Source organism: Leptothrix discophora, from assembly GCF_030705305.1.
GTDB classification, from domain to species: Bacteria; Pseudomonadota; Gammaproteobacteria; order Burkholderiales; family Burkholderiaceae_C; genus Sphaerotilus; species Sphaerotilus discophorus.
The window spans coordinates 328,574-340,831 of record NZ_JAUZEE010000003.1; the positions used below are offsets into that span (position 1 = coordinate 328,574).

A 12,258-nucleotide genomic window follows, 5' to 3' on the forward strand; every position below is an offset into this window, starting at 1 on the left:
CCCAACGACTGACCATGACCCTCGCCCTGCCCGCCGCCCTCGCCCAGCCCGCCAGCCGCCTGCCGGCCGTCGGCACCACCATCTTCACCGTCATGTCGGCGCTGGCCAGCGAGACCGGCGCGGTCAACCTGGGCCAGGGCTTCCCCGACTTCGACGGCGACCCGGCGCTGATGCAGGCGGTCAAGGACGCGCTCGACGCCGGCCACAACCAGTACCCGCCGATGGCCGGCCTGCCGGCCCTGCGCGAGGCCGTCGCCGCCAAGATCGCCACGCTCTACGGCACCGCCTACGACCCGGGCAGCGAGATCACCATCACCGCCGGCGCGACCCAGGCCATCCTGACCGCCGTGCTGGCCCTGACGCAGCCGGGCGACGAGGTCATCGTGCTGGAGCCGGCCTACGACAGCTACGGACCCAGCATCGAGATGGCCGGCGCACGCACCGTGCGCGTGCCGCTCACGCCGGGTACCTTCCGGCCCGACTTCGAGCGCATCGCCGCCGCGATCACGCCGCGCACCCGGGCCCTGATCGTCAACACGCCGCACAACCCCAGCGGCACGGTCTGGACCGAGGCCGAGATGGCCCAGCTCGCCGCGCTGCTGCGCGACACCCCGATCGTGCTGATCGCCGACGAGGTCTACGAGCACATGGCCTACGACGGCGTGGCGCACCAGAGCGTTGCGCGCCACCCCGAGCTGGCCGCGCGCAGCGTGCTGATCTCCAGCTTCGGCAAGACCTACCACGTGACCGGCTGGAAGGTCGCCTATGCGGCGGCGCCGGCCGCGCTGATGGCCGAGTTCCGCAAGGTCCACCAGTTCAACGTCTTCACCGTCAACACGCCGATGCAGCACGCGCTGGCGCGCTACATGGCCGACCCGCGGCCCTACCTCGACCTGGCCGGCTTCTACCAGCGCAAGCGCGACCGCTTCCGCGCCGGCCTGGCCGGCACCGCGCTGCGCCTGCTGCCCTGCGAGGGCACCTACTTCCAGAGCGTCGACTACAGCGGCCTGCCCGGCCCGATCGCCGCGCTGGACGAGAACGCGTTCTGCCGCTGGCTGACCACCGAGGTCGGCGTCGCCGCCATCCCGCTCAGCGCCTTCTACCAGGACGGCTTCAACCAGCAGATCGCCCGGCTCTGCTTCGCCAAGCGCGACGAGACGCTGGACCGCGCGCTGGCACGGCTGGCCGAGCGGCTGACCTGAGCGCGGTCCGGAGTTCCACCATGACCAGCCAGATCCTGACCCCGGAAGAACGCCGCCAGATCGACGAGGGCCGCTGGTTCGCCAGCCTGTCCGCGCCGCTGCGCGACGACATCCTGGCCCACGCCTCGATCCGCCGCTACCGCGACGGCATGCAGATCACCACCCGCGGTGGCGAGCCCAACGAGTGGATGGGCGTGGCCAGCGGCGCGGTGCGCATCGGCATGGTCTCGCTGGGCGGCAAGCAGATCACCCTGACCTATGTCGAACCGGGCAGCTGGTTCGGCGACATCGCGCTGTTCGACGGCCTGCCGCGCACCCACGATGCCGTGACGCATGGCGAGACCACGCTGCTGGTGGTGCGCAAGCCCGAGTTCCAGGGCCTGCTGTCGCGCCACATCGAGCTCTACGAGGCCCTGCTGCGGCTGAACTGCCGACGCCTGCGGCTGATGTTCGCGAACCTCGAGGACATCAACTCGCGCCCGCTGGCGGCCCGGCTGGCCCGACAGGTGCTGATGCTCGCGCGCAGCTACGGCCAGGTCGAGGGCGACGAGATCCGCATCGGGCTGCAACTGGCCCAGGAAGACCTTGCGCACCTGGTCGGCGCCTCGCGCCAGCGCGTCAACCAGGAGCTCAAGGGCTTCGAGCGCGAGGGCGCGCTGCGGGTCGAACCGACCCGGCTGGTGGTGCTGTCGCGCGAGAAGCTCTCGGCCATCATGGACCGCTGAGCGGGGCGGCCGGTCGGCGACCGATTGGCGGCCGTTCGGCGGCTGATCGGCGACCCGTCAACGCCGCGTCTTCTGCCCCGGCCGGTCCGGCTCGCGCCCGGGCGTGTCGCCGGTGACCATGCCGGTGGCGTCGCCCAGTTCGGTAGGCGTCATCAGGTTGGACAGCGGACCGGGGTCCGGGACCATCGCGGTGACCTCGCCGGTCGGCAGCGGCTCGTCCAGCGAGCGGAGGTGGGTCACGCCCAGCGCGTTGCCGACCACGCCGCGGCGGGGCGTCGCCGGATCGACCCGGCCGCCCCGGCGGGCCGCCTGCTGGGCATGGCTGGCGGCGTTCTCGGCCACCAGGCACAGGCCGTCGAGCACCGACTCGTCGAGGTTGCGGGCCTCGCAGCGCAGCAGCAGACGGCCGCGCAGGGCCATCATCACGAAGGCCGTGTCGGCACCCAGCCACTTGTCGCGGGCCCGCAGCAGCCGCGCCGCCAGATCACCCTCGACCCAGGCACGGGCGGCCGATCGGGAGGCGGCCAGCAGCACGAAATGGTGGCCAAACTCGGCATCGTCGAGCGTGATCGGCTCGAACATCGCCAGCCAGCGCGCCTCCTCGGGCATGGTCGCGTCGATGCCGGTCTGGGTGCCACGCGTGAGCTGCTTGAAGGCCTGCTGCTCCAGCCGTTCGGCCAGAGTGCGCGTCATCACCAGGACCTCGAAGGATTCGGGCAGGCCGGGCTCCAGGCGCAGGCGCAACTCGGCGCCACGGATGTAGTCGCGCTGGCTGTCGCCCCATTCGAGCCGGGCCGGGAAGTGGCGGCTGCAGTTCTCGATCACGCAGCCATGGCCCTGGCGCGGCACCTTGTAGAGGGCGCCACGCTCGCGCGCCCAGTCGCGCAACAGGCGCGTGTCGCGCGAGATCCAGGGTCGCAGGCGGGATTCCCGCAGCAGGCGTGAGAAGGCTTCGAACATGGCGATATCGAATAAAGTGGGTTCCCCACTTCCTTATCGACCAGAGAACACCATGATTGAACTGTATTCGTGGGCAACGCCCAACGGTCACAAGGTGCACATCATGCTGGAGGAGTGCGGGCTGCCCTACCGGGTGCATGCGGTGGACATCGGCAAGGGCGAGCAGTTCGCGGCGGATTTTCTCGCCATCAGCCCGAACAACAAGATCCCCGCGATCACGGACCCTGACGGCCCCGAGGGCGAAGCGATCTCGCTGTTCGAGTCCGGTGCCATCCTGCTCTACCTCGCCGGCAAGACCGGCCGCTTCCTGCCGGCCAGCACGGCCGGCAAGTACGAGGTGCTGCAGTGGCTGATGTTCCAGATGGGCGGCGTCGGGCCGATGCTGGGGCAGGCGCACCATTTCCGCATCTACGCACCCGAGAAGGTGCCCTACGCCATCGAGCGCTACACCAACGAGGCGAAGCGCCTGTACGGCGTGATGAACAAGCGGCTGGCGAAGTCGACCTACATCGGCGGGCCCGGGTATTCGATCGCCGACATGGCGATCTGGCCCTGGCTGCGGTCCTGGAAGAACCAGGGCATCGATTGGTCCGACTTCCCGCACCTGAAGGGCTGGTACGACGAGATCGGCAAGCGCCCGGCGGTGCAGCGGGCGGTCGAGGTCCTGGCCGACCAGCGCAAGCCGATCACCGACGACCGCGCCCGCGAGATCCTGTTCGGTGCCTCGCAGGTGCAGCAGTCGGTCAGGCCGACGCGCTGAGGCGACCGGCCGGCGGCGGCGCATCGTCGCCGTCGTCGTCGTCATCGGCATCCGCATCGGGATCGACCACAGCGGCCTCGATCGGCTCCACCGTCACCGACACCCGCGGCTCGGCGCCACCGCCGCCGCGGATCACGCCGCGCAGCGGTGCGACGTCACCGTAGTCACGGCCCCAGGCCAGCGTGACGTGGTCCAGCCCGACGGTGACCGCGTTGGTCGGGTCCAGTGCCACCCAGCCATGCACGGGGCACCAGACCGACACCCAGGCATGCGAGGCATCGGCGCCGACCAGCCGGGGCTGGCCAGGCGGCGGCTGGGTCAGCAGGTAGCCGCTGACGTAGCGCGCGGCCAGGCCGATCGAGCGCATCGCACCGATCATCACGTGGGCGAAGTCCTGGCAGACGCCGCGCCGTTGGGCCAGCGCATCGGTCGCGCGGGTCGCCACCGAGGTCGCCGCCGGGCGGTACTCGAAGCGGCGATGGACCAGGTGCATCAGCGCCAGCGCGCCCGACAGCAGGGGCGTGCCCGGCAGGAAGACCTCGCCAGCCAGCCGGGCCAGCGCCGGATCACGCGGCGCGAACCAGGACGGCAGCATGAACTCGACCGCCTCGTCGAAGGCCTGGCCAGGCTGGTAGCGCAGGCGTTGCGCGACCCGTTCCCAGGCCGGGCTGGCATGCGGGCGCAGCCCCGGCGGGGCCGACAGGTCGGCCATGAAGCGGGCGCCGACGACCAGCCGGCGATGCACCCGCGCGTGCGAGAACACCGCGCGCCAGTTGCCCCACGGATCGACGCTGAGCTGCACGCCCGGCGCCGGATCGAGCGCCTCGCCCAGGCCACTGTCGGCCTGCATCGGCACGCCTTGGCCGGCCTCGTCGAGTTCCTGATCCAGCCGCGCGGCAGCCTGGGCATCGACGCCGTCGGGCCAGGGGCTGATGTGCAGCGACCAGTCGCGCACGCGCTGGACATCGGTGTCACGCGGGCGCAGGTAGGCGACGTGGTGGGCCAGCTCGACCGGCAGGTCGTGGTCGTAGCGGGTCTCGTGGTGGACACGCAGCGTGCGGGCCACCGCCGGCTGGGGGGTGATGGACAAGGGGCGGTTCATTGCCACACCGCCCGGTCGGCCGAGCCGACGTGCGAGAACAGGTGCTGGCTGATCTCGCTGGACAGCGCCAGCGCGGCGGCGCTGCAGGTCCGCAGGGCCTCGATCAGCGCGGCATGCCGGCCGGCCTCGTCGGCCCGGGCCAGGACCTCCAGGGACCACTGGCCCGGTTGCGGCAGGCCCTCGGCGGTTGCCTCGGCCCAGACCGGATCGTGGCGGGCCAGCTTGCGCAGGCGGTCGCGCATGGTCCGGGCGACCCAGGCCAGCGAGCGCGGGTTGTCGGTGTCCAGCACCAGCAGGTGGACCAGCGGCAGCACCTCGCGGCGGGCCTGGAAGTTCGCGCGGTAGGTGATCGTGCTCTCGAACAGGCCCAGCATCAGCGCGAAACCATCGTCCAGGTCGGCCAGGCCGTGCTCAAAGCACAGGCTCAAGGCATGAGCCAGCATGTCCAGGCGCTCGATCTGGCGGCCGACGCTCAGCAGGCGCCAGCCGTCGTCGCGCGTCATGCGGTCGGTCTGCGCGCCGGTGACGGCGCTCAGGCGGGTCATCGCGCCGGCCAGCACGGCCAGCACGTCCGACAGCGGCTCGTGGCGCTCGGCGGCCAGGACCTCGGCCATGTCGGCGCTGAAGCGCTGTTCGAGCTCCTGGATCATGGCCCAGTGCTCGGTCGACAGCCGCTCGCGCAGGGCCTCGGCGCAGCCGCGCAGCGCGCGCAGGTTCCAGGCCACGCTGGGGCCGGCGGCCGGATCGCCCAGGCCGCGCACCAGCGCGCGCTCGAACATCCGGCCGGCCTGGGCCGACGGCAGTGCCGGCGACGGCACGCCCGGGCCGATCAGGCCGTGGCGCAGCAGCAGCGCATGCAGCACGCGCAGCACCGGCGTGCTCGAACCCGGCAGGCCTTCGAGGGCGAGCCGGGCCAGCCGCACGGTGTTCTCGGCCCGCTCGGTGTAGCGGCCGAGCCAGAACAGGTTCTCGGCCGAGCGGCTGGTGATGACGCGGTGCCAGTGCGCCAGCTCGATCGGCGCGAGCGGGCGCGGCAGCAGGCTGGTCGGATCGACCTCGCCATCGGTCAGCACCCAGGTGTCGGTGCTGGCGCTGCCCAGCTGGATCGACAGGTAGACGTCGGCACCGCCCTTGGAGGATGACGCCGACGACACCGAGGCCGACGGCGATGCCAGTTTGTTCGTCGCCGCCGCCACGTGGCCGGTCCGCGAGCCGACCCGGCTCAGGCCGCCCGGCAACACGCACCAGCCACCCTCGCCGTCGCTCATCGCGTAGACCCGCAGCACGACCGGGCGCGGTTCGAGCCGGCCGTCGCGCCAGACCGGCATCTCCGACGGCCGTACCCGGCCCATCAGGGTGTAGGCCGACGGGTTGGCATCGATGCGGGCCTGCCAGGCGCGCAGGCTGGCGGCGTCCAGCTCGCTGCCGAGCACCGGCTCGAAGCCCTGCGTCACCGGCCCGGCCGGGAAGGTCGGCACGATCACGTAGTCGGCCAGCCGGTCGCGGCTGGCGGCCCAGACGCTGGCCTCGCCGCACCACCAGCTGGTGGTCGCGGGCAGCTTCAGCTCCTCGCCCAGCAGGCGTCGCGCCACGCCGGGCCAGAAGGCGGTCAGGCCGGGCGTCTCCAGCACGCCGGCGCCGGGCGCGTTGGCCAGCACGACCTCGCCAGCGCGCACCGCCTGCAGCAGGCCGGGCACGCCCAGCGCCGATTCGGGGCGCAGCTCCAGCGGGTCCAGCCACTCGTCGTCGACCCGGCGCAGCAGCACGTGAACGCGCTCCAGGCCGTGCAGGGTCTTGAGGTAGAGGCGCTGGTCGCGCACCGTCAGGTCCGATCCCTCCACCAGGCTCACGCCGAGGTAGCGGGCCAGGAAGACATGCTCGAAGTAGGTCTCGTTGCGCGGCCCTGGCGTCAGCAGCGCGATGCGCGAACGCTCGCCGGCCGGGCTGGAGCGCATCAGGCCGTCCATCAGGGCCCGGAAGGCCGATGCGACGCGCTGCACCTTCAGGTCGCGGAAGGCCTCCGGGAACTGCTGGGCGATGATCAGCCGGTTCTCCAGCAGGTAGCCCAGGCCGGACGGGGCCTGGGTGCGCCGGTCCACCACCCACCAGTGGCCGTCCGGGCCGCGCGCCAGGTCGATCGCCAGCAGGTGCAGCCAGGCGCCGCCGGCCGGCTTGACGCCGTGCATGGGCCGCAGGTACTGCGGATGGGCCAGCACCAGCGAGGCCGGCAGCACGCCCTCGTGCAGCAGGTTCTGCGGGCCGTAGATGTCGGCCAGCGCCGCTTCCAGCATGCGCGCGCGCTGGCGCACGCCGCGCTCGATGCGGGCCCACTCCGGCGCGGAGATCACCAGCGGCAGCATCTCCAGCGGCCAGGTGCGCTCGCTGTGGCCGCCGTTGGCGTAGACGTTGTAGGTCGCGCCGTCGTCGCGCACGCGGCGCTGCACGCGGGCATGGCGGGCCGGCAGGTCCTGCCAGCCGTCCAGGCCGGTGCTGGTGAAGAAGTTCTGCCAGACCGGCGCGAGACCATGCGGACGACGCGCGACGGGCGGGTCGTCTTCCGCGTCGGATGGGTCGGCAGCTGTGTCGTCGGCTGTGTCGACGGATGGGTCGTCGGCTGTGTCGCCGGGTTCGTCGTCGGGCCCGGCTGGCTCCGACTCGACAGAGGTCGGTGCGGACTCGGGCGCCGCCGCGCCGGCCCTCTCGCCGAGCCGCTCGGCCCTGTGCTCCGCGGTGCTCAGCGCACCACGCAGTTCGTCATAGTGGCCCGGCGTGCCACGGCCGGCCGCCGCCGCGGCGAGCGCGGCGGGGTCGGGCAGATCGTCGTCGGACAGGAGGCTCGGTTGCATGGGCGGCATGATGCCTCGCGGCCGCCGCCCCGGTCATGCGGGCAGGCCTGGGCTCGACACGCGCGACGAACGCGCGTGTGGATCTGGTTCAGGGCTGGATCGACGCGGGTTCAATGCCGCCGCAGGTCGCGCGTGAACGGGAACTCCAGGCTGCGCTCGGCCGGCGCGACCTCCAGCCGTCCGGGCGTGTGGCCCATCGTGAAGAAGCGCGCGAGACGGCGGCTCTCGGCCTCGTAGGAGTTGACCGGGAAGGTCTCGTAGCTGCGGCCGCCCGGGTGGGCGACGTGGTACTGGCAACCGCCCAGCGAGCGCTTCATCCAGCTGTCGACCAGGTCGAAGGTCAGCGGCGCATGCACGCCGATGGTCGGGTGCAGCGCCGAACTCGGCTGCCAGGCGCGGTAGCGCACCCCGCCGACGAACTCGCCGACCCGGCCGGTCGGCTGCAGCGCCAGCGGCTCGCCGTTGACCGTCACGACGTGGCGCGGGTCGACCAGGCCGGTCACCTTGACCTCGATGCGCTCCAGCGACGAGTCGACATAGCGCACCGTGCCGCCCGGCGAGCCTTCCTCGCCCATCACGTGCCACGGCTCCAGCGCGTTGCGCAGGCTCAGGTGGACGCCGCGCGCGCTCAGCTCGCCGACCTTGGGGAAGCGGAACTCGAAGTGCGGCGCGAACCAGTCGGCCTCGAAGCCGAAGCCGGCCAGCGCCATCTCGTCGATGACGTCCTCGAAGTCCATCTGCACGAAGGTCGGCAGCAGGTAGCGGTCGTGCAGTTCGGTGCCCCAGCGCACCAGCGGCGCGCGGTAGGGCTCGGCCCAGAAGCGCGCCACCAGCGCGCGCAGCAGCAGCTGCTGGACGATGCTCATGCGCGCATGCGGCGGCATCTCGAAGGCGCGCAGCTCCAGCAGGCCCAGCCGGCCGGTCGAGCTGTCGGGCGAATAGAGCTTGTCGATGCAGAACTCGCTGCGGTGCGTGTTGCCGGTGACGTCGATCAGCACGTTGCGCAGCGTGCGGTCGACCAGCCAGGGCGGCATCTCGCCACCGTAGACGTGCTTGTTGCGCTCGATCTCGGCCAGCGCGATCTCCAGCTCGTAGACCTGGTCGTTGCGGGCCTCGTCGACGCGTGGGGCCTGGCTGGTCGGGCCGATGAACATGCCGCTGAACAGGTAGCTCAGGCTCGGGTGGTTGTGCCAGTAGGTCAGCAGCGAGGCCAGCAGGTCGGGCCGGCGCAGGAAGGGCGAATCCGCCGGCGTGGCGCCGCCGAGCACGAAGTGGTTGCCGCCGCCGGTGCCGGTGTGGCGGCCATCGAGCATGAACTTCTCGGTCGACAGCCGGGTCTTCCAGGCCGCGTCGTAGAGGAACTCGGTGTGCTCGACCAGCTCGCCCCAGTTGTGGGCCGGATGGATGTTGACCTCGATGACGCCGGGGTCCGGCGTGACCTGCAGCATCTTCAGGCGCGGGTCGCGCGGCGGCGGGTAGCCCTCCAGCACGATCTTCACGCCCAGGTCGGACGCGGTGGATTCGACCGCCGCGAGCAGGTCGAGGTAGTCCTCCAGATGCTGGAACGGCGGCATGAAGACGTAGAGCACGCCGCTGGCCTCGCCGACCTTCTCGGCCTTCGGGCCGTTGGCGCGGCGCGGGTCACGCGCTTCCACGCACAGCGCGGTGCGGGTGATCCAGTAGGCCGACTGGAAGCGCTCGGGCGCCTTGGCCAGTTCCTCGCTGGTCAGGCTGCGCAGCGGCGCGCGGGCGGCGGACCGACCGGGGCCGGTGGTCGCGCTGCCGGGGAAGGCAGCGTCGCCCTCGGCCGGCCAGCCCGGCTCGCCGTCGCCGTATTCGCCCGGCGCCACCTGGCCCTGCCGCGCCACCACGCCACCTTCGGCGAAGCCGCCGCCGATGACGTGCGAGGCGTACTGGCTGCGCAGCCGCGCGGCCGCCGGCAGCGCGCTGCGGTCGGCGAACGGATCCTGCTCGATCAGGTAGGGGAACTCATGCGAGGCGACCCAGGGCAGCGAGTCCAGCGGCAGCCGGTAGCCCATCGGCGAGTCGCCGGGGAACAGGTACATGCGCTCGTCGCGGAAGAACCACGGACCGGTCACCCAGTGCGAGCCGGCCAGGCCGGGTGCGCCCTCGCGCTTGAGCGGCAGCACGTAGCCGATCGGCGCCTCCAGGCCCTGCGTGAAGATGCGGCGCAGGCGCGAGCGCTCCAGCTCGTCCTCCAGCCGGCTGTCGAAGGGGTCGACATTGACCGGCAGGCGACGTTCGCGCCACAGGTAGTACCAGGTGTCCTCGTAGCCGGTCTGGATGTAGTCGTCGGGCAGGGACAGCTTGCCCGTCAGGTGCGTGATGAAGCGCTTCGCGTCCTCGGCGGTGTAGGCGTGGGCATCGCGCTCATCGGCGAACAGGCTGGGGTCGTGCCAGCAGGGCTGGCCGTCCTCGCGCCAGTAGATCGACAGGGCCCAGCGCGGCAGCTGTTCGCCCGGATACCACTTGCCCTGGCCGAAGTGCAGGAAGCCGCCGTGGCCGTAGTGGTCGCGCAGGCGCTGCACCAGCTCCTGGGCATAGATGCGCTTGGTCGGGCCGAGCGCATCGGTGTTCCATTCGGCACCGTCGCGGTCCTCGACCGACACGAAGGTCGGCTCGCCGCCCATGGTCAGGCGCACGTCGCCGGCGACGAGGTCGGCATCGACCCGCTCGCCCAGCGCCAGCACCTTCTGCCACTGGTCCTCGGTGTAGGGCTTGGTGACGCGCGGCGACTCGTGGATGCGGGTGACCTGCATCAGGTGGCCGAACTCGACCTCGCACTCGTCGACCGCGCCGCTGATCGGCGCGGCGCTGGACGGCTGCGGCGTGCAGGCGACCGGGATGTGGCCCTCGCCGGCCAGCAGGCCGGAGGTCGGGTCCAGGCCGATCCAGCCCGCGCCCGGCAGGTAGACCTCGCACCAGGCGTGCAGGTCGGTGAAGTCGACCTCCGAGCCGCTCGGCCCGTCGAGCGCCTCGACGTCCGGCTTGAGCTGGATCAGGTAGCCCGAGACGAAGCGCGCGGCCAGGCCCAGGTGGCGCAGCGATTCGACCAGCAGCCAGCCGGTGTCACGGCAGGAGCCGCTGCGCTTGCTCAGCGTCTCCTCGGGCGTCTGCACGCCCGGCTCCAGCCGGATCGTGTAGGCGATGTCCTGCTGGAGCTTCTGGTTGATCCAGACGAGGAAGTCGATGGTGCGCATCTCCTCGCGCGGCACGCCGTCGAGGAAGGCCTGCAGCAGCGGCGTGGCCGGGGCCGGGACGCGGTAGGGCGCCAGCTCGTCGGCCAGGGCCTCGTCATAGCTGAAGGGAAAGGTCTCGGCACCGGGTTCGAGGAAGAAGTCGAACGGGTTGAAGACCGACATCTCGGCCACCAGGTCGACGGTGACCTTGAACTCGGTGGTCTGGTCCGGGAAGACCAGCCGGGCCTGGTAGTTCGAGAACGGGTCCTGCTGCCAGTTCACGAAGTGGCCGACCGGCTCGACCCGCAGCGAATAGCTCAGGATCGGCGTGCGGCAATGCGGTGCCGGACGCAGCCGCACGACCTGCGGCGAGAGGCTGACGCGGCGGTCGTACTTGTAGTGGGTGACGTGATTCAGCGCGACATGAATGGACACTGGCTGGCCCTGACTAGGAAAGAAAAACGGAAGAGGGAAAGACTGACGACGCTCAGTGCGCCGACACCAGGAAATCGCGGCTGATGCCCGCACCCAGGTCGCCGACGCGGTCGAGGAACTGGGTCAGGTAGGCATGCAGGCCGGTGGCCAGGATCTCGTCGATGCGGCCGAACTGCAGGTCGGCCTGCAGGCGGCCGGCGCGGCGCAGGGTCTCGGCGGACTGCTCGTTGGCCACCAGCGCGAGGTTGATCGTCACCTCGTGCGTGCAGGCCGCCAGCGAGCGCGGCATGTCAGGCCGCAGGATCAGCAGCTCGGCGACCTTCTCCGGCTGGATCACGTTGCGGTAGACCTTGCGGTAGACCTCGAAGCCGGAGACCGACCGCAGGATCGCGGTCCAGTGATAGAAGTCGTATTCGAGGTCGCGGGCATCGGCCGCGCCGTAGAAGTCGCTCTCGACGGCGTGGAACTTGACGTCCAGCAGCCGCGCGGTGTTGTCGGCCCGCTCCAGGAAAGTGCCGATGCGCACGAAGTGCAGCGCCTCGTCCTGCAGCATGGTGCCGACCTGCACGCCGCGCGACAGGTGCGAGCGGAACTTGACCCACTCGAACACGGCCGACGGGTCGCGGTCGAAGGACTTCTCGCGCAGCAGGCGGTTGAACTCCAGCCAGGTCTGGTTGGTGGTCTCCCAGACCTCGGTGGTCAGCGCGCCGCGCACCGCGCGCGCGTTCTCGCGGGCCGCGCGCAGGCAGCAGAAGATCGACGACGGGTTGCGCTCGTCGCGCAGCATGAAGTCCATGACCTTGCGGCCGTCGACGGCGCCGTAGCGCGCACCGTAGTCGCCGCTGAGTTCGGAGATGCTCAGCAGGCCGCGCCAGCCCAGTTCGCTGACGGCAGCCGATTGCGGCAGCAGCGAGGTCTGGTAGTTGACGTCCAGCATGCGGGCGGTGTTCTCGGCGCGCTCCATGTAGCGCGACATCCAGAAGAGGTGATCGGCGGTTCTCGACAGCATGGGGATGATCCTTGGGACG

The 12,258-nt window shown here is 71.3% G+C and carries 8 protein-coding genes; 3 read left to right on the plus strand and 5 right to left on the minus strand.

The window, feature by feature from the left end; genetic code table 11:
* Window positions 1-14 precede the first annotated feature (14 nt).
* Both Q8X39_RS07765 and Q8X39_RS07770 read left to right on the plus strand, forming a co-directional pair.
* A complete protein-coding gene (locus Q8X39_RS07765; protein ID WP_305749077.1) occupies window positions 15-1,202 on the plus strand; it encodes a pyridoxal phosphate-dependent aminotransferase in 1,188 nt (395 codons plus the stop codon).
* A 20-nt stretch (window positions 1,203-1,222) separates the two neighbouring features.
* The gene (locus Q8X39_RS07770) at window positions 1,223-1,927 is read left to right on the plus strand and encodes a Crp/Fnr family transcriptional regulator (protein WP_305749078.1); all 705 of its coding nucleotides are present in this window, start codon (window positions 1,223-1,225) and stop codon (window positions 1,925-1,927) included.
* Window positions 1,928-1,984: 57 nt separating this feature from the next.
* Here Q8X39_RS07770 and Q8X39_RS07775 read toward each other — a convergent pair whose 3' ends face one another.
* On the minus strand, window positions 1,985-2,887 hold the full coding sequence (locus Q8X39_RS07775) for a hypothetical protein (protein ID WP_305749079.1): 903 nt from the start codon (window positions 2,885-2,887) through the stop codon (window positions 1,985-1,987).
* A gap of 52 nt (window positions 2,888-2,939) precedes the next feature.
* Here Q8X39_RS07775 and Q8X39_RS07780 point away from each other — a divergent pair, with 52 nt between their 5' ends.
* Window positions 2,940-3,647 (plus strand): glutathione S-transferase N-terminal domain-containing protein, encoded by a 708-nt coding sequence (locus Q8X39_RS07780; RefSeq protein WP_305749080.1) that lies wholly within the window; start codon window positions 2,940-2,942, stop codon window positions 3,645-3,647.
* Here Q8X39_RS07780 and Q8X39_RS07785 read toward each other — a convergent pair.
* The 4 genes from Q8X39_RS07785 to Q8X39_RS07800 form a co-directional block, all read right to left on the minus strand.
* Entirely contained in the window at window positions 3,631-4,737 is a 1,107-nt protein-coding gene (locus Q8X39_RS07785; protein WP_305749081.1) for a transglutaminase family protein, read from the minus strand. The two genes, Q8X39_RS07780 and Q8X39_RS07785, sit on opposite strands and share 17 nt — an antisense overlap.
* An 8-nt stretch (window positions 4,738-4,745) precedes the next feature.
* The gene (locus Q8X39_RS07790; protein ID WP_305749082.1) at window positions 4,746-7,595 is read right to left on the minus strand and encodes a circularly permuted type 2 ATP-grasp protein; all 2,850 of its coding nucleotides are present in this window, start codon (window positions 7,593-7,595) and stop codon (window positions 4,746-4,748) included.
* A 110-nt stretch (window positions 7,596-7,705) separates the two neighbouring features.
* Window positions 7,706-11,230 (minus strand): transglutaminase family protein, encoded by a 3,525-nt coding sequence (locus Q8X39_RS07795; RefSeq protein WP_305749083.1) that lies wholly within the window; start codon window positions 11,228-11,230, stop codon window positions 7,706-7,708.
* A 52-nt stretch (window positions 11,231-11,282) separates the two neighbouring features.
* Complete coding sequence (locus tag Q8X39_RS07800) at window positions 11,283-12,239, minus strand: alpha-E domain-containing protein (RefSeq protein ID WP_305749084.1); 957 nt, start codon at window positions 12,237-12,239, stop codon at window positions 11,283-11,285.
* Window positions 12,240-12,258: the final 19 nt, after the last annotated feature.

Coding starts and splice junctions, on each gene's coding strand:
- Q8X39_RS07780 (WP_305749080.1), top strand. CDS start 2,940: ATGATTGAACTGTATTCGTGGGCAACGCCCAACGGTCACAAGGTGCAC.
- Q8X39_RS07790 (WP_305749082.1), bottom strand. CDS start 7,595: ATGCAACCGAGCCTCCTGTCCGACGACGATCTGCCCGACCCCGCCGCG.
- Q8X39_RS07770 (WP_305749078.1), top strand. CDS start 1,223: ATGACCAGCCAGATCCTGACCCCGGAAGAACGCCGCCAGATCGACGAG.
- Q8X39_RS07800 (WP_305749084.1), bottom strand. CDS start 12,239: ATGCTGTCGAGAACCGCCGATCACCTCTTCTGGATGTCGCGCTACATG.
- Q8X39_RS07765 (WP_305749077.1), top strand. CDS start 15: ATGACCCTCGCCCTGCCCGCCGCCCTCGCCCAGCCCGCCAGCCGCCTG.
- Q8X39_RS07775 (WP_305749079.1), bottom strand. CDS start 2,887: ATGTTCGAAGCCTTCTCACGCCTGCTGCGGGAATCCCGCCTGCGACCC.